Origin of the sequence: Tenacibaculum sp. M341 (assembly GCF_004337695.1) — a bacterium.
Classification (GTDB): domain Bacteria; phylum Bacteroidota; class Bacteroidia; order Flavobacteriales; family Flavobacteriaceae; genus Polaribacter.
The window spans coordinates 1-18476 of record NZ_SJXJ01000027.1 but is presented as its reverse complement, the minus strand read 5'-3'; the positions used below and the strand labels follow the sequence as shown (position 1 = coordinate 18476).

22 protein-coding genes are annotated in these 18476 nt (G+C 27.6%); all 22 read left to right on the top strand.

Annotated features, from left to right (window positions below):
* Nucleotides 1–409 precede the first annotated feature (409 nt).
* The 22 genes from thrA to EYW44_RS19890 all read left to right on the top strand — a co-directional run bounded on the left by thrA (nt 410) and on the right by EYW44_RS19890 (nt 18296).
* Nucleotides 410–2851: a bifunctional aspartate kinase/homoserine dehydrogenase I gene (gene thrA / locus EYW44_RS19990; protein WP_132726979.1), complete on the top strand. Its 2442-nt coding sequence runs from the start codon at nt 410–412 to the stop codon at nt 2849–2851.
* Nucleotides 2852–2930: 79 nt separating this feature from the next.
* Nucleotides 2931–3860 carry a homoserine kinase gene (locus EYW44_RS19985; RefSeq protein WP_132726977.1) on the top strand — a complete coding sequence of 310 codons (930 nt, stop codon included), beginning with the start codon at nt 2931–2933 and terminating at the stop codon, nt 3858–3860.
* Nucleotides 3861–3862: 2 nt separating this feature from the next.
* Nucleotides 3863–5146 (top strand): threonine synthase, encoded by a 1284-nt coding sequence (thrC, locus tag EYW44_RS19980; RefSeq protein ID WP_132726974.1) that lies wholly within the window; start codon nt 3863–3865, stop codon nt 5144–5146.
* 81 nt (nt 5147–5227) lie between these two features.
* On the top strand, nt 5228–5674 hold the full coding sequence (locus tag EYW44_RS19975; RefSeq protein ID WP_132726971.1) for a GNAT family N-acetyltransferase: 447 nt from the start codon (nt 5228–5230) through the stop codon (nt 5672–5674).
* Nucleotides 5674–5928: a DUF2199 domain-containing protein gene (locus EYW44_RS19970; protein ID WP_132726969.1), complete on the top strand. Its 255-nt coding sequence runs from the start codon at nt 5674–5676 to the stop codon at nt 5926–5928. Before EYW44_RS19975 ends, EYW44_RS19970 begins: the two co-directional genes overlap by 1 nt.
* The gene (locus EYW44_RS19965; RefSeq protein ID WP_132726966.1) at nt 5909–6034 is read left to right on the top strand and encodes a DUF2199 domain-containing protein; all 126 of its coding nucleotides are present in this window, start codon (nt 5909–5911) and stop codon (nt 6032–6034) included. The genes EYW44_RS19970 and EYW44_RS19965 overlap by 20 nt, the downstream gene beginning before the upstream one ends.
* A 175-nt stretch (nt 6035–6209) precedes the next feature.
* The gene (locus EYW44_RS19960) at nt 6210–7523 is read left to right on the top strand and encodes a tetratricopeptide repeat protein (RefSeq protein ID WP_132726964.1); all 1314 of its coding nucleotides are present in this window, start codon (nt 6210–6212) and stop codon (nt 7521–7523) included.
* 228 nt (nt 7524–7751) lie between these two features.
* Nucleotides 7752–8093: a hypothetical protein gene (locus tag EYW44_RS19955; RefSeq protein WP_132726961.1), complete on the top strand. Its 342-nt coding sequence runs from the start codon at nt 7752–7754 to the stop codon at nt 8091–8093.
* Between the two features lie 72 nt (nt 8094–8165).
* Nucleotides 8166–8870 (top strand): tetratricopeptide repeat protein, encoded by a 705-nt coding sequence (locus EYW44_RS19950; RefSeq protein ID WP_132726958.1) that lies wholly within the window; start codon nt 8166–8168, stop codon nt 8868–8870.
* 525 nt (nt 8871–9395) lie between these two features.
* The gene (locus tag EYW44_RS22355; protein WP_165872282.1) at nt 9396–9566 is read left to right on the top strand and encodes a hypothetical protein; all 171 of its coding nucleotides are present in this window, start codon (nt 9396–9398) and stop codon (nt 9564–9566) included.
* 113 nt (nt 9567–9679) lie between these two features.
* Nucleotides 9680–10351 (top strand): hypothetical protein, encoded by a 672-nt coding sequence (locus EYW44_RS19945; RefSeq protein ID WP_132726956.1) that lies wholly within the window; start codon nt 9680–9682, stop codon nt 10349–10351.
* Between the two features lie 52 nt (nt 10352–10403).
* The gene (locus tag EYW44_RS19940) at nt 10404–10808 is read left to right on the top strand and encodes a hypothetical protein (RefSeq protein ID WP_132726953.1); all 405 of its coding nucleotides are present in this window, start codon (nt 10404–10406) and stop codon (nt 10806–10808) included.
* A 23-nt stretch (nt 10809–10831) separates the two neighbouring features.
* Nucleotides 10832–11407: a Crp/Fnr family transcriptional regulator gene (locus EYW44_RS19935; RefSeq protein ID WP_132726951.1), complete on the top strand. Its 576-nt coding sequence runs from the start codon at nt 10832–10834 to the stop codon at nt 11405–11407.
* Between the two features lie 70 nt (nt 11408–11477).
* Nucleotides 11478–11942, top strand: a complete 465-nt coding sequence (locus tag EYW44_RS19930; protein WP_132726948.1) for a DUF1772 domain-containing protein — start codon at nt 11478–11480, stop codon at nt 11940–11942.
* Between the two features lie 111 nt (nt 11943–12053).
* A complete protein-coding gene (locus EYW44_RS19925) occupies nt 12054–12848 on the top strand; it encodes a cation transporter (protein WP_132726946.1) in 795 nt (264 codons plus the stop codon).
* A gap of 108 nt (nt 12849–12956) precedes the next feature.
* Nucleotides 12957–14171 (top strand): serine hydrolase domain-containing protein, encoded by a 1215-nt coding sequence (locus EYW44_RS19920; RefSeq protein WP_132726943.1) that lies wholly within the window; start codon nt 12957–12959, stop codon nt 14169–14171.
* A gap of 82 nt (nt 14172–14253) precedes the next feature.
* Nucleotides 14254–14841, top strand: a complete 588-nt coding sequence (locus tag EYW44_RS19915; protein ID WP_132726941.1) for a hypothetical protein — start codon at nt 14254–14256, stop codon at nt 14839–14841.
* 35 nt (nt 14842–14876) lie between these two features.
* Nucleotides 14877–15302, top strand: a complete 426-nt coding sequence (locus tag EYW44_RS19910; protein ID WP_132726938.1) for a DUF6678 family protein — start codon at nt 14877–14879, stop codon at nt 15300–15302.
* Between the two features lie 29 nt (nt 15303–15331).
* Nucleotides 15332–15709, top strand: coding sequence for a hypothetical protein (locus EYW44_RS19905; RefSeq protein WP_132726936.1), 378 nt, complete (start codon nt 15332–15334; stop codon nt 15707–15709).
* 117 nt (nt 15710–15826) lie between these two features.
* Complete coding sequence (locus tag EYW44_RS19900) at nt 15827–17308, top strand: nitrilase-related carbon-nitrogen hydrolase (protein ID WP_132726933.1); 1482 nt, start codon at nt 15827–15829, stop codon at nt 17306–17308.
* A gap of 42 nt (nt 17309–17350) precedes the next feature.
* Nucleotides 17351–17818, top strand: coding sequence for a hypothetical protein (locus EYW44_RS19895; RefSeq protein ID WP_132726931.1), 468 nt, complete (start codon nt 17351–17353; stop codon nt 17816–17818).
* 55 nt (nt 17819–17873) lie between these two features.
* On the top strand, nt 17874–18296 hold the full coding sequence (locus tag EYW44_RS19890; protein ID WP_132726928.1) for a hypothetical protein: 423 nt from the start codon (nt 17874–17876) through the stop codon (nt 18294–18296).
* Nucleotides 18297–18476 lie beyond the last annotated feature (180 nt).

Here is an 18476-nt window from a genome sequence, read left to right as displayed (position 1 = left end):
CATCTCAAACGAATTGATTCAGAAAAAATTGTTTAGGCTAAATATTTTAAATTACGAAATATGATTTTTTCACAACATTTCACGTTTTAAAAATCATATTCACAAAGAAAACGTTATAGTTTTAAGATTTGTTCTTTTTTTAAATAATTACAATAAATAAAACCTAAAAAATATTTTTTGTTATAAAATAAATAGTACATTTACCTCAGTGGAAAACAATAACACAAATATCAACACTTACACAAACGTAGCAACTACGTTCACTTTTGTGTACACCACTATTTCTACAATTATTACAACCCTTTAGGGGTTGTGCATTTACATATAATTAAACTACTATTTTCAAAAATTTGAAAAGTCTAACTTTTCGAATCAATTATCTCATTTCAATTATCAATTATTTATAACAATGAAAGTCTTAAAATTCGGAGGCACATCTGTTCAAGATCATCAGAACATACAAAGAGTTTTACAAATTGTAAAAGAAAACTCTCAAGAAGATAAAGTAGCAGTAGTGGTATCAGCTTTTGGAAAAACAACTGATCAACTAATTAAAAGTGCTCAATTAGCTAAAAAGAAAGATGAAAGCTATTTACAAATATTAGAATCAGTAGAAAAGCATCATTTTGACACTATTGAACAATTAATTAATAAAAACTCTGATAGTGTTAAAGAAAAAACAACTACTCTTTTTAAACAACTAAAAACATTATATAAAGGTTGTTATTTATTAGAAGAGTTAACTCCTAAAGCAAAAGCTATTATTAGTAGTTTTGGAGAACGTTTATCTTCTTACATTATTTCTGAAGCTGCCAAAGAGCATTTTGATGCTACTTTTAAAGATAGTCAAGAACTAATTATTACCGATAATAATTATTTAAAGGCACAAGTAGATTTTGTAAATACTTATACAAATTGTATCAATTATTTTAACGACAATGAACATCAAGTAGTAGTTTTACCTGGGTTTATTGCTAAATGTTATAACGGACAAACAACTACTTTAGGTAGAGGCGGTTCTGATTACAGTGCTTCTATTTATGCTGCTGCTGTTGATGCTGATGAACTACAAATTTGGACAGACGTTAGTGGTATGTATACTGCCAATCCTTCGGTTGTAAAACAGGCTAAACCAATCTATCAGATTTCATATCAGGAAGCAATGGAAATGTCGCATTTTGGTGCCAAAGTGATTTATCCGCCTACCATTCAACCTGTGCGAGAAAAAAAGATTCCTATTGTTATTAAAAATACTTTTAATCCGAATGATGAAGGTACTTTTATTACTTCTCAAACCGATATTGCAACCCCAGTAAAAGGAATTAGTTACGTTGAACATATTTCTTTACTTACCATTGAAGGTAGCGGTATGGTTGGTATTTCTGGAGTTTCTAAGCGTTTATTTAAAGCCTTAGCCGATGACGATATTAATATTATTTTAATTACGCAGGCTTCGTCAGAACATACTATCTGTGTAGGAGTTTTAGAAGAAGATGCAGAAAAAGCAGTGGCTTGTATTTCTAAAAAGTTTGCTGATGAAATTCAACAAAAGAAAATAGATCCGATTACTGTTGAAAACGAGTTAAGTATTATTGCTTTAGTTGGTGATAACATGAAAAATCATCAAGGTTTAAGTGGTAAAATGTTTAGTACTTTAGGTAGTAACAACGTAAATATTAGAGCTATTGCACAAGGTGCTTCAGAAAAAAATATTTCAGCAGTTATTAAAAATTCTGATGCTAAAAAAGCATTAAACACCTTGCATGAACAGTTTTTTGGAGATAACAACAAGCAACTTAATTTATTTGTTACAGGAGTTGGTAATGTAGGTAATCGTTTTTTAGCTCAGTTGTTACAACAGCAAGAATATTTGCAGAATCACTTAAAATTAAATATTAGAGTAGTTGGACTTTCTAATTCTACAAAAATGTACTTTGATGAAAGTGGAATTGATCTGACAAACTGGAAAGAATTATTATTAAACCAAGGAACTGAAACATCTCTAGATAAATTCTTAAACAAAACAAAAGAACTAAACTTAAGAAACAGTGTTTTTGTTGATAATACTGCCAATGAAGCTGTTTCTGAAATGTACGCGCATTATTTAGAAAATAATATTGCAGTAGTTACTTGTAATAAAATAGCCTGCGCTTCTAAACTTGAAAATTATAGGTTATTGAAAAGTATTTCTAAAAAGTACAATGCTCCGTTTTTATTTGAAACCAATGTGGGTGCTGGATTGCCAATTATTGACACTTTGAAAAACTTAATCACTTCTGGTGACAGAGTACAAAAAATACAAGCTGTTTTATCAGGAAGTTTAAACTTTGTTTTCAATAATTTTAATGAATCAACTTCTTTTCACGATGTGGTTTTACAAGCTCAAAAAGAAGGATATACTGAGCCTGATCCTAAAATTGATTTGAGTGGTGTAGATGTAGCTCGAAAAATTCTGATTTTAGCTCGTGAAAGTGGTTACGAACTAGAATTATCTGATATTGAAAACAATTCATTTTTACCTGAAGAGAGTTTAAAAACGACTAATAATGATGATTTTTATGCTAGCTTAACAAAATTTGAATCGCATTTTCAAAAAATATATTCCGAAGCAAATAGCAGTAATTGTAAACTAAAATATGTAGCTGAATTTTCTGATGGAAAAGCCAAGGTAGGTTTGCAACATATTCCGCAAGATCATCCTTTTTATAATTTAGAAGGAAGTGACAATATTGTATTATTTTTTACTGATAGATATCCTGTGCAACCACTTCAAATTAAAGGGGCTGGTGCTGGTGCAGATGTTACTGCCTCTGGTATTTTTGCTGATGTAATTAGGGTTGGAAATAATTAAAGTTAGAAGTTAGAAGTTAGAAGTTAGAAGTTAGAAGAATTTAATTGATTTCTTGAATACTTCAAAAGAAATGAACAAAATGAACGAAATAAAAATATTTTCTCCTGCTACTGTAGCAAATATCTCTTGTGGATTTGATGTATTGGGATTGTGTTTAGATACTGTTGGTGATGAAATGGTGGTTAGAAAAACCAAAGACAAAAAAATTACCATTACCAAAATTACTGGGCATGATTTACCTTATGAACCCGAAAACAATGTTGCTGGTGTGGCTGCTCTTAGCTTGTTTGAACACTTACAACCTGACTGTGGTTTTGAAATTGAAATTCATAAAAAAATTAAACCTGGTAGCGGTATTGGTAGTAGTGCTGCCAGTGCTTCTGGAACTGTTTTTGCTATGAATGAATTACTTGGTAAACCTCTTTCAAACGAAGAATTAGTTCCGTTTGCCATGAAAGGTGAAGAATTGGCTAGTAAAGCTTGGCATGCTGATAATGTAGCGCCTGTTTTATTAGGAAATTTTACGTTAATTAGAAGTTATGAACCTTTAGATATTATTTCTATTAATGCACCAGATAATTTATACGCAACAGTTATTCATCCGCAGGTAGCAATAAAAACATCAGAAGCTCGTGGTGTAATGCCCAAAAGTATTGAACTTAAAAAGGCTATCAAACAAACCGGAAATATGGGCGGACTTATTAGTGGTTTGTTTACTTCTGATTATGAGTTAATTGGACGATCATTACATGATGAATTTGCAGAACCTTACAGAGCGAGTCTTATTCCTAATTTTAATGAAACCAAAGAAGCTAGCCTACAAGCAGGTGCTTTAGGTTGTGGAATTTCAGGTTCTGGTCCTTCAATTTACGCCTTATCAAAAGGAAAGGAAATAGCCGAAAAAGTAGGCAAAGCCATGGAAAACTGTTTTAAAAACACCACTATTAACTACGAGATACACGTATCAAAAATCAACACACAAGGAATAAAAACATTAGAAAGCAATTAACTATGAATTATTATAGTCTTAACCATAACGCCCCAAACGTTTCTTTTAAAGGAGCAGTAATAAACGGATTGGCTCCTGATAGAGGTTTATATTTTCCAGAGAATATTACTCCTTTATCAAAAGATTTTATTGAGAATATTGATCAGTATTCTAATGAAGAAATTGCTTTTAAAGCCATTGAACAATTTGTAGGTGATGAAATTCCGAAAGATGTTTTACAAAAAATTGTAGCTGAAACTATTTCTTTTGAATTTCCTGTGGTAAGTGTTGAAGATAACATCGGAACCTTAGAATTATTTCATGGTCCTACCCTAGCCTTTAAAGATGTTGGTGCTCGTTTTATGGCACGTTGTCTTGGGTATTTTAATCAAAATAACACAAATAAAGTAACTGTTTTAGTAGCAACTTCAGGTGATACTGGTGGTGCAGTTGCCAATGGTTTTTTAGGTGTGAATGGTGTTGATGTGGTGATTTTATATCCGAGTGGAAAAGTGAGTGACATTCAAGAAAAACAATTGACTACTTTAGGTAAAAATATTACTGCTTTAGAAGTTAATGGTGTTTTTGATGATTGCCAAGACATGGTAAAAACTGCTTTTTTAGATGCTGGGATAGAACGTCAACTAACCTCTGCCAATTCTATTAATGTTGCTCGTTGGTTGCCACAAATGTTTTATTACTTTTTTGCTTACAAACAATTATACAAGCAACACAAAGACATTGTTTTTTCGGTACCTAGCGGAAACTTCGGAAATATTTGTGCAGGTATGATGGCTCAAAAACTTGGATTACCTATTAAACACTTTGTAGCTGCTACAAATGTGAATGATACGGTTCCGCAATTTATGAAAGATGGTAAGTATGAACCAAAATCATCTCAACCTACAATTTCTAACGCCATGGATGTAGGAAATCCGAGTAACTTTATTCGTATTCAACAATTATTTAATAATGATTTTGCAAATTTAAAAACTGGTTTTTCTTCTTTTTCTTTTTCTGACACTGATACTAAAGAAGCCATGACTAGAATTTATAAAAACTCAACATATATAGCAGATCCACATGGAGCTGTTGGGTATTTAGGTTTGGAAAAGTATGAGTTACAAGCTGATGAATATGGTGTATTTTTAGAAACAGCACATCCTGTAAAGTTTTTAGATGTAGTAGAAAATACTTTGAATCAAAAAATTGATATTCCTGCCGATATTCAAGAATTGATTAAAAAGGAGAAAAAATCGTTATTAATCAGTTCTTATAATGATTTAAAGGAGTTTTTGATTAATTAGTTTCTTTGTTTCATAGTTTTTTAATTTTTCATATAAATACATATTATTGGTGCTAAGTATTAATTTAGCACCAAAACGAGCATGAGACAAAAAATAGATACTATAGATAAAACTGAATATAAAGAAGTAGTTAATGTTTGGGAAGCTTCTGTTAGAGCAACTCATCACTTTTTAAAAGAGGAAGACATTGAATATTTTAAACCACTGATTTTAAATACTTATTTAGATGTTGCTGAATTGAGATGTATAAGGAATAACGATAATAAAATAGTAGGATTTATTGGTGTTGCTGAACAGAATTTAGAAATGTTGTTTATTGCTCCTGAATACAGAGGTAAAAAAATAGGTAAGGAACTTTTAACTTACTCTATTAATAATTTAAATGTTACTAAAGTTGATGTTAATAAACAAAATGAGCAAGCTGTAGGTTTTTATGAGCATTGTGGTTTTACAATTGTAGGGCGCTCTGAATTAGATTCTTCAGGAAAACCTTATCCTATTTTACATATGGAACTGAAAAATGACTAATGAGATTATTAAAAATATTTAAGAAAAAGAATAAAACAAGTTTAAAGTGTGATGATTGTAAAACAACATACAAAGGAATTCCTTTATGTTTTAGTTCTGATTTTCCACACTATTATTATTCTATTCCTCCAAATGAAATAGATGAACGTGTAGAACTTGAAAAAAATTTGTGTGTAATAGATAAAACTCACTTTTTTCACAAAGGTCGTGTAACAATACCAATACTTGATTTTGATGAGGACTTATATTTTTGACATTTGGACTTCTATAAGTCCTGAAAACTTCAAAATTAGAATCGATTCTTGGAATAATGAAAATCGTAAAGATTTCGGACCATATTTTGGTTGGATTCAAAATTAAATTACAACTTATGAAAACACTATAAACATAAAGTCTATTGCAATTTAACAAGAACCAAGAATTATTCCTGAAATACAAATTATGGAAGAAAATCATCAATTAACAATTGATCAAAAAAACGGAATAACCTATCAAAAAGCAAAAACGATTGTTGAATCTATTATTGAATAAAAAAATGATTAAAACTATTAACTGTATAATTTTCAGTTTAGCTCTTTTAAACTCTCACGCTCAAATAAATCATAAAAAAGAGTTAATCAAGAAATATCAAGCTGAACTAAAACAAGACTTCAATTATTTCTTTTCTGATTGTTTAATTAATAAAGATTCTGACGATTGTGTAAATAACTTAATTTCTAAAGCTAATAATGAATATCACCAATATCTAATAGGCGATGTATTGTATAATATAGATCCCATTAAATCTTATGAATTACATAAAAAAGCTATTCAAAAACAACCAAATGAATTGAGTTTTAATTTAGAATTTGCTATTGAAAGTCATAGAATTAAAGACTATAAAAATGCAATTAAGCATTACAAAATTTATAAAAAAATTAAAGAATCTGATTACAGAATTGATGTTTGGTTAAGTGAATGTTATTTAAATTTAGGGAATTATAAAAAAGCTATCGAACACTGGAAAAAAGCAAATCACTCTGAAAATCATACAGGAATTGATAAAGCTATTTATATCATTCATGGACGAACCGATCAAATTAAAAAACGTTCTGACTTAATTTCTAAAGTAAAATTAAAAGATTCTAAAAGTGCATATGAATTAATATTCTTAGATATGAACTGGGAATGGGACTGGTGGAATAGTAACATTCAAAAATATTTTTTAGCTAAAGATTTGAAAACTATTAAAAATATTTTTGGTTCAGAAAGCTTAGAATATCTTCAATTATCTACTTATAAGAAAGTAAAAGAACTGGATTCCAAGGATTCAATCAAAAAAGTATTAATAGACTCAAAATTAATTTTAAATAACAACCAAATACCTTTTAATGGAAAAATAGCATCTGATTTATTAAGAATTTCATTCTTAAATAAATTATTAACAGAAGAAGAATTCTTTAAAAAACGAGGAAAAGAAATTATTGAATTAGCAGACAAGCATAAAGATGAAGAGCTTTTAAATATATACGCTTACCTTGAATCTGTTTCAACCGGACATGTTTCTGAACAAACTGATAAAAAAGGATGGAATGAATATAAAAGTGAAAAATTCGCTATTAGTTACTTTATAGGATTAGCCGATAAGAATAGATATGATGATCCAAATTTAGCTAAAGCAATTGAAGATTTCCCTAATTCTTCTAAGATTCATTGGGTAAAACTAAACTGTGCTAAAATAGAAGGAAAAGATATTAAACAAGATTTAATAGAAATATTAAAAAAGGAATTCAAAACTTTAGGTTCTTATCCTGGTAAATTCTCTTATGGACTTAAAAATTATTTTTATTTGCTTGAAAACGAAATGTAACTAATTATAAAACACAAACAACTTAACAAACTGATTATTTAGTATAAAACTTTAAGTGTAAACGCATATTTCTGTTACTACTTTTTTTATAAATTTAAGTCTGAAAAAAGATGAAGAAATAGTCTTTAATCCTCCTATTGCTTTTATTTTTTATTAAAACATAATAAAATCATACATCAAAACTAAATACAACTGTATTTGGTTATATGTTTTTGAAAAGTAATTCAAATGAAAAAAGGAATATCATCTATAGTACTATCGCTCATAGGAATTTTATTTGTGATTTGGTTTAATTATCGAACCTCTGAATTAATTCATTCATATTTAATCGAAACACACGATATTGCTGATTTAGATGTTACAATATTTACTAGCCTAATTACAAAAAAGTTAATTGCTGTAGGTATTGGTTTTATCAGCTTAATTAAAAGTATCAAATCTTTTAAAAGGAGTTTTATAATGAGTATTGTAGGAATCTCTCTTTCTATAACTTTATTTATTTTAGCATTACTACCTCTCTGGCAATATTTTCTTTCAGATACATCTCTTGATATCAATTTTATAGATTAAAAGATGTTTTATTAAATTTACAATTACATCGGAATTCTTAATACAGAAAAAGGAACAACAAATTAAAACTCTATGAGCATACTAAAAAAATTATTTTCAAATACCAGTAAATCTTCAGAAAACAAAAGAGATCTTTTAGAAGGTGACATTTTTTATTGTAAAATTAATGGTAAATATTTTGTATACAAATTATTAGTTCATGAAACTAATAATAATTGTTATCATGTATTAACCTACGCTCCACTAAATAAAACTCCGAGTATAACAGAAATTGACTCTTTAAAAGTTTTCAACTACCACGCTCCAATTGATCAAAACGGATTTGAGAACCCAATATTTATAACTAACAAACCTGTTAAATCATCTGATTTAATTGGCTATCATGAATATTTAAAACAAACTCAATCACCTGAATTCTATATTTCGATCGCTAATAATTATTATAAAACCGCATATGAGTTAACCAACGAGAAAAAGCATTTAGAAGCTATCGATGAATACTCAAAAGCAATTGATTTATTCCCTCAATTCTTTGAAGCAATTGACAATAGAGCTTTCTGTAAAATGGATTTAGGTCTTTTTAAAGAAGCCATTGTAGATTTTGAATTCTCATTAAAACAAAATCCAAACAGTATGCTTGCAGAGTTCTCTATTGGTGAATGCTATTTAAAAATGAATGATTTTGAAAAAGCCAAAAAAAAATTTGAAATCGCTCACAAAATTAGCCCTAATAATCAAACTGTTAATCTATTCTTAGATAAAGTAAATCATCTTTAAAAAAAAGAATAAAAACTGAATCATGAGAGAAAAAAATAAGCATTGATTATTTTTTAAGAAAAATTTAAACATGCAAAGCAAAAAGATTTTCTACATTTGAGATATCATAACACAAACGGTGTTATACAACAAAAACAACAATAAAAAAGAATATTAATTGCTAATAAAAACACCATGAAAAAGAAAAATTATTAAAAATTGAAAACACCCTTTTAAATTTACAAATCTTAAACCAATTAAAAGAATAGTTAACCATTTGCTTTTAACCACATGTGTAACTTTTCTAAATAAACAAAGTGATTTAGATTAATATTTACTTATTTAACAGATAAGTAAATATCAAATTTGATAATTCACATAATGCAATTATTTCTAATTGTGAAAATGAATAATCTAGTTATCTAAATTACGTAAACAGTTAAATAAGAAAACTATAATAGTTTCTTAACTCAACAAATAAAAACCAAAGCCTTAGTAGGCAATAAATATTTAAAAAACAAAAAATTAATTTTAATTTTATTTATTATGAAAACAATCAAAAATTTAGGAAAAGTTCTAAAAAAAGAACAACAATTATCTATTAATGGTGGATCATATTATAGATGTAAAGATGACAGAGAATGCCATCTTAAAATTGGAGATACTTTAGTTCCGATTCATTGTGATAGAATAACTGGTCAATGTGTGGTATCGTAGACTAATGAACTTAGTAGATAGTTACCTATTATTTTTATAAAATGAAACTATCTACTGAGTTTCCTAAAAACAAATGATAAAAGCTTTTACACTAAAATTCAATAACTATAAAAATGGGAGCTAGAATCGTTTTTTTTACTGCTAAAAATGATAAATCACTAAAAGAAAATTTTTTAGCAGATTATTCTAATTTTAGAAATTGGGTTTTATCAGATTGGAATACTTCTGAATTAAAAGAAGTAGGTTTACTTTCTATGGGACAAGAAATTAATACCGAAGCCATTAAACACCTTTCTAAAAATCAAAACTTTAACAAAAACATCAATCAAGCACTTTTTGATGAACTTTTAGCTATTTATTTAGGTTCTTATTGTGATCATGGTGATGGTAAAAAATTATACGAATTACGTGGACCAATGATGAATAAATGGAAGTATGAAAACAGTACAAAACTAGTGAATCAAAAATGTAATCAAGAAACAGCTTCTTTGTGGAATCGATTACATGTTGAATCCGCTGTAAATAATGAAACACTGCCTTCCCAATCTTTATCTAACGACCTTGTAGTTGGTTGGTGGTCTGTAGAGGAACTAAAAAAATTAGATTATGGTTTAATTAATATTTTCAAAAGTCCTTCGTTTTTTAATGATTGGAAAGACTCTAGAAAAAATGGCAATTTCACTCATAAAGAAGAACTAAAAGGAATTGAATATGTATATGATATTTTAGATATTGGAATATCTGAAAATAAAGCAATCTTTTTTTATAATGAAACAGAATCATAAAGTTTTAACATTACTGTTTCTTAATTTTTACTTTTTGCAGAAAATAAACTTTATGAAAAACTTCAATATCCTATTTAAAACTGATGTACTACAGATTGTTTACGAGCAAGAAGAAGCATATTTAATAGATCAATTTGGAAATCAATTAATAAATGATGATTTTTATGGAACTCCGAATTGTGGTTTTATTAGTAGTAATAATGATTGGGCTATAATTGGAGGTGATCACATAACAGTTTGGAAAAAAGAGGTTGATCATAAACTCAGAAACAACAATATTAATTGGATTTATGACATCAGATTAAAAGATGAAAATTTAGTTGAGTTTGTAACAGATCCTTGGAGTGATATTTCGGCAATATGGGAATTAAATATTACAACTATGAAGTACACTAAAATTCGAGCTTTTAATAAGTATCAACATAAAAAATATACTGATTTTGTTGAGTGGCAATAAATAACCTTTAAAATCAAATTAAAATGCAAGAATTGCTAACCTATATTCAAAAAATCAGCCCTCTTGAGGATAAAACTATCAAAGAATTACAACAACTTTTTAGACCTGTACAATTACATAAAAAAGACTTTTTTGTTAAAGAAGGAGAATATGCTAAACAAATAGGATTCTTAAAAAAAGGAATTATCAGAGCTTTTTTCTTAAATGAAAAAGGTAAAGAGTACACCAAACAATTTTTTACAGACTCTTCTATTATTGGAGCTTACTCTTCTTTAGTTACCAAACAACCAAATAAAATAGCGCAACAAGCATTAACTGACTGTGAAATTTTAGTTGCTAATTTTAGTGATATTGAAAAACTTTACAGTAAATATCACGATTTAGAACGATTGGGAAGAAAAATTGCAGAACATTACTTTTTAGAAAAAGAACAGAAAGAAATTGAAATGGCTTTATTAGATGCTAACAAAAGGTACTTAATTATGCAAGAAAAGTTTCCAACTATAGAAACAATTGTTCCGCAATACCATATTGCTTCTTATTTAGGCATCTCTCCTACTCAATTGAGTAGAATACGAAGAAAAATGAGTAATCCTTAATTTTTTTGACATATGTAAATGCATATGAACATGTCTATGATGAATTTTGAATATTAAATTTTAATTCAAAATGAATCGAATCTTATATTTTACTTTAATTGCTGTTTTTTCTATTTTTTTAGGTAGCCAAATTACCGAAGGCTTTTTATTGGTTCCGTATTGGCAAACGTTATCAAATACAGAGTTTCATGAATATTACACTAAATTCGGACCCACAATAGGCAAATTTTATACTGTTTTAACCATTATTGCTGTAATTGTTCCTATAACTGTTACCATTTACTGCTTTTATAAAAAATCTAAAGCTTTAAAATATGCTACAGCTTCTACTCTATTTGCTATTTTAATTATTGTAATGTTTTATGGATATTTTAAAAATATAAATCATCAGTTTTACAATACCATTTTAGAAACTCCTCAATTAACTTCTGAATTAAAAAAATGGGCTTTCTGGCATTGCTTACGTGTATTTTTTGAAGTTATTTCTTTGTTTTTCTTAATGCTTACTTTTAATCGTTTACAAAAGAAAAATTAGAAATTAACTCCTTCATTTTTATAATTTAAAACTTAGTTATCAAGTAAACAATTCGTTTTTTTTTTATCTGAATAACTTATTTTTACAACTATTGTAAGCTATAATTAACAAATGAATAAAACAATATTTGAAATTACAAAAATGGATTGTCCTTCTGAAGAAAATTTAATTAGAATGAAATTAGATGAAATTTCCAGTATTGCTAATTTACATTTTGACATACCTAATAGAAAACTAACTGTTTTTCATACAGATGAAATTGATCTTATTGAAAAATATATTACTGAATTGAATTTGGGAGGTAAAAAAATTACTACTGAGCATACGAATCAAACTGAATTTAATGACGATCAAAATCAAAGAAAATTACTATGGACTGTATTAATAATTAATTTTACTTTTTTTATTGTAGAAATAACAACAGGAATCATATCCAAATCAATGGGATTGATTGCTGATGGATTAGATATGCTTGCTGACACTTTTGTATACGGGATTAGCTTGTTTGCTGTTGGAGGATCCTTAATAAAAAAGAAGAGAATAGCTGAAATTGCTGGATATTTTCAAATTACTCTAGCAATTTTAGGGTTTATTGAAGTAATAAGAAGGTTTTTAAATGCTGAAAAATTCCCCGATTTCACAACTATGATAGTGGTTTCTATTCTTGCCCTAATAGCTAATGGAATTTGTCTTTTTATTTTGCAAAAATCAAAAAATAATGAAGAAGCTCATATGAAAGCTAGCATGATTTTTACTTCTAATGATGTTATTATAAATTTAGGAGTGATTGTTGCTGCTATATTAGTTAACGGGTTTGATTCAAATAAACCAGATTTAATTATAGGCAGCATTGTATTTATATTAGTTATTCAAGGTGCTATTAGAATACTTCAAATAAGTAAATAAACTATATTGATAACTTTACTAACTCTTCTCTTCCTCCCCTATTTATAAATTGTTTTTTTAAATAAAAAAATAATATATTTAACACCTATTAAAAACCAAAATAATTCTATGAAAAAACTACTACTTATTTGTATGTCAGTATTGTTTGTTTCGTGCAAACAACAAGAACAAAAAGAAGATAAATTTCAATCTCTTACTAATGAATTAAATGAAATTTCTAAAAAAGGAATAATTCATGGTTTTTCTGTTGCTATAGCTAATGAAGAAAAAATAGTGTATGAAAAAGGGTTTGGATTTTCAGATATTACCAATAAAAAAGTATACAGTTCAAATACACTTCAAAAAGTTGGGTCGGTATCAAAAATGTTTATTGGATTATCGTTATTAAAAGCACAAGAATTGGGTAAACTAAATTTAGACGATCCTATTAATCAATATCTAGATTTCGATGTAACGAATCCTAATTTCCCTGAAGAAAAAATCACTATTCGTCAATTAGCAAATCATACCTCTTCTATTGCTGACACGGATTTTTATGATGAAAACACTTATGTACTTAAAGAAGATAATGGATTTAATGGTATAGATATAATGAAAGAAGTTTTTAAACCTTCTAACACTCATACTTCTATGTCTGATTTTCTAAAAAAGATACTTTTAAAAGAGAGTCAATCCTATTCAGAAAAAGTATTTACGAATGAAAAACCAGGAACTAAATTCAATTATACAAACGTTGGTGCTGCATTGGCTGCTTATGTATTAGAAAGAGCAACTGGTGAAACATTTCCTAACTTTACTAAAAAATATATTTTTGATCCTCTAAAAATGACCTCTTCAGGTTGGTCGTATGAAACTGTAGATACTACCAAAACTTCAAACCTTTATTATGGTAATACTGAAGTTCCTGTGTACAGACTTCAGGCATATCCTGACGGTGGTCTTTATACTTCTTCTCACGATTTAGGATTACTTTTAAATGAATTGATAAAAGGTCAATTTGGAAAAGGTGAATTATTAAAGAAAGAGAATTATCTACAGCTATTTGGAAGCACAGATTTTATAGCATCTGTTGATCAATTTAAAAAAGAAAATCCGGCTTTATCTGTTCATTATGATGAAGGTTTATTTATGGGAAAAACCGAAGCTGGCAATTTTGGTCATACTGGAGGTGATTTTGGCTTAATTTCTCTATTCTTTTTTAATGCTCATAACAAACAAGGAAGAGTTTTAATAGTTAATACTCATGTTGAACCTAGCAATGAAGAATTACTAAATACACTTTGGAGTATATGGGACAAACTTGATGGCTACAAATTAGATTAAGAGATTCATAAAATAAAAACTGACTATAATTTCCCTTATCAATTATATCATGCAATAATTAATTAACCTAAATAAAATAATTATGAAAAAAGTTCTTATACCTATCTTAGGTGTAATGTTTACACTCCTTTTAGGTAACTGTAGTGAAAATGAAATTATTGATGATACGTTAAAACAATACACAGGACATTACACTACAGTTTCATTCAAATCAAACATCGCTATTGATATAAATAATAATGGTATTCTAACAAATGAATTAGTCGATCAAATACCTGCTTTTGGTTTTAATGATTTAGAAATAAGACCTCATGAATATCAAACTAATAAAAGTAAACTTATTTCTTTTGGATTTCCTAAAACCAATATAACATTCGACTATGATCACAATCCTGAAGGTTTTGTTACTGGCTTTGTTAAATATGGGTATGGAACCTTTTTCAAATTTGAGAATAATTCATTTTTACTCGAAAAGAAAAACTACACAGAAAAACTGTATATAGATAATGTAAGAAGTGATAAAGAAGTTTTTATTATGAGTGATTTAGAAATTATTGATAAAAACCATCTAAAAATATCGATCTCTAAAGAATATTATGATTTTAGTACTACTAGCTGGAAACGTTTAGAAATTGATGTTATTTATGAAAGGTTTATTATAGGAGAATAAATCTTAACTTTAAAATTTCTCTGAACCTACTCTTTATGAACTTTGAAAGACCTGTAAAAATTGATCAAATAGATTTATTTATAAAAGATAGATTTTCATCTTCTTTTATGAATAATGCCAAATGGGAAAAACTGATTGATACTATAACTTACAGTATTGAAAAAACATACATCCGTTATAAGTTGATTTATTCTGATAAAATTTATGACACATATTTATATGGAACATCAGACTATAAACCATTTTTTGAAGAACCTATTTTTTACAAAGAAGTAGAATGGATTGAATTCCCTAAAGAATATAAAATTCAAGATAAGAAATACATTCATGGGAATCTTATCAAAGGAGCTCAAAAAACAATCTTTCAAAACATAAATGATATTGAGAAAATAATTAATGAAATGGGTCAATTTTTAATAGAAAACAATAATAGTTGTTTAAAGTTAATCGCTTATAGATAATTTTTTAAGAAAGGCTTTCCTTTATAAAAATGAAGTATACAGATAAAATAAAAAAAGATTTTGAAAAATCATGGATAGATGTAAAGTCTTATTTTACAGGAATCACAAACCCTCAATTTAAATTAATGTTAGACCTTATTGATGAATTTATCAAGGAAGGATATAACTCTAAATTAAGGGCTGGTCAATCTCTTTATTTTCTTAAACTAACCAGAGCTCGTTTACATGATGGTAATTATAATATTAGCATTGATATGACTATAAATGAGGAGCAAAAATTTGAAATATACTTATATGATAGTAAAGTTTCTAATGAAAAAATCGACTCAATCATTGTAGACTCAGTTTTAGATAATGACATCTTTAATTCTTGGTTAACTGAACTTATAAATCAAGATATCTCATAATTTGTAACTCAAAAATAACAATTCAACACCTCCAAACGACGCTTCAATAGAATAGGCTAAGAAACGGGTTAAAATAATGTGAAATTGCATCAACATTAATTTAACTCATCAATAAAAATGAAAAACAATATTCTTAAAAAAGCGCTTTTCTTAGTTACTCTATTAACTTTAATGATATTTTCAAACGGACAATATTCCTCTTTTTTTGTCATATGGATATCAACTTCAATGCTTCTTTTTGGAGTTAGAAAATTAAACCGATGGCAAGGATATATATTTGCCTTAGTAGCTATTGCTATTAGTTACTACATCGGTTTTGATGTTGTTCCTTTTTTACCTGTTACAATATCAGTAGTTATAGCACTAATTTATAGTTCACTTGCTGCAATTCCATATTTAGTAGATTCATTTTTTTCTAAAAAACGAAACTCTTTTTTAAGCACACTTATATTCCCTACAACTGCTGTTATTGTAGAATATGCATACTGTCAATTTAATTTGTATGGTACTTGGGGTCACATGGCTTACACTCAGCAATCACAGCTTTCATTAATACAATCTGTTTCAGTATTTGGATTAGGATATATTACTTTTTTAATCACATGGTTTGCTGCTGTTTGTAATTGGGTACATGAACAAAAAAACGAATGGTCAAATGTAAAAAGAGGAGTTATTGCTTATGTACTTGTGTTAGCGACTACCTTAATTTTCGGAGTACAAAGAATTCATTTTAAGAAATCAAATACTTCAACCGTTAAAATAGCTTCTATCTCATCATTAGATAGTTTAAATTTTATGATTGATATTCAAGGCTTAAACAATAATGAAGTTAAAAACGATATAAAAGCAGTTACTCAAAAAAACACGAATCGATTAAATCAGTATCTTTTTGACAGAAGCATCGCAGAAGCACAAGCTGGAGCAAAAATTGTTTTTTGGGCAGAGGGCAATAGTATTATTTTAAAAGAAGATGAAAACAAACTCTATGAAAAAGCTAGTAAAATAGCCATTGATCAGCAAATATATTTAGGGCTAGGTTTAGCAATTATAGATCCTAGCAATGCTAAGTTTTTAGAAAACAAATTTGTAATGTTTAATAAAAAAGGCAAAATGGTTATTGATTATTGGAAAGGTATTTCTGTTCCTGGGGCAGAAGAACCTATTAGCAACAACAAATCTACTCCAATTCCAAAAATAGCTACTGAATACGGAACTATTTCTAGTGCTATTTGTTTTGATTTAGATTTTCCTAATTTTTTAAAACAAACCAAAGGTGCTGATATTTTATTGTCTCCAAGTAACGATTATAAAGAAATTGATCCTTTACATACTGATATGACTAAATACAGAGCTATAGAACAAGGTTTTAACTTTATCAGACAAACAAGTCATGGTTTATCAATAGGTACAGACTACACTGGTAAAGTAATTAGTGAAATGGATCATTTTGATGAAAACAACAAAACTATGATTACACAATTACCTACTAAAGGTACAAAAACCATTTATGCTACGATTGGCGACAGTTTTATTGTTATTTGCTTACTTATATTCATCTTTGTATCAATTGTATTAAATAGTAAAAAAAACGCTCAATAATTAGTGTAATTTCTCTATCATTTATAAGTAATTTTATTTGAAATGAATCAATTAATAAAAAAGTTTAGCTCCAAATTTTCAAATTGTATCAATAACACTATTGATTTTTCTAAAGAGGAAGAAATAAAAATCACATCCTTTATTGAGGAATTTCCTTTTTTAACAAAAAATAAAATTTATATAGAATTTCTTAAAACGTATTCGGGTTTATCATATTTTAATGACCAAACTGATGAAGATTTTACATTGTTTGGTTTTAATAATAGTGGAATAGTATTTGGAGATCAAGAGGTTTTTGATGAACCTATTTTGGATAATAAAGGCTATTTATTATTCGGGCACCTATCAATTCCGCAGAACAAAAAGTTTATTGATTTTGTATTTGATCAAAAGAATCCAAATAAAATTTATTTAAAACAAAAAACAAAAGAAGAAACATTCGATTATCATTTTGTAACTGATAGTTTTGAAGAATTCTTATTAAAAATTTATAATCAAGAAATAAGATAAAAAGTAACTTCATAAATATTTAATTTGTTGCTATTTTGAAAAAGAAAAAATTAACATGATCAAAAAAGACATTTCTCAATATTCTAACGTAGAGTTATTTAATGTTATAAAAAATAGTCTAGATAAATCTAAAATTAGGAAAGCTAAAGCGGAATTTGAATCTAGAAACATTACTAATGATGAAAAAAAAATAATTGAAAATGAATACTTTAAGTTTATAGAGTTTCAACAAAAAAGAAAAGAAACTCCACTTACAAATGAAGAATGGTTTTCTTTTTTCTTTCTTCCTTTCTTTACACCATATCATCAATGGAGAGACGATCATTTTACTGAATCTGAAATGGAACGATTCAAAAAACATGGCTTTGACAAAAAACTAAAACAAGCAGAAAAGGCTAAAATTCTAGGAATTATATTTTGGTTAAGTATTGTTTTTGTATCTGTTGTAAGTTATAGTATTATTACACATTCAAAATAAAAATTATACTCATGTCTTTTTAATTAAATCTGAGCTTTTAAAGGAATAAAACTATTATTACCCGTTGTGCATTTAGATAAAAGTTGTGCTTACAGCTAATAAGCCTTAAATTAATGTCACCACAACAATTAATTTATGCACAACTTTCGAGCAAATTACGACAAAATATTAGAAGTTTTT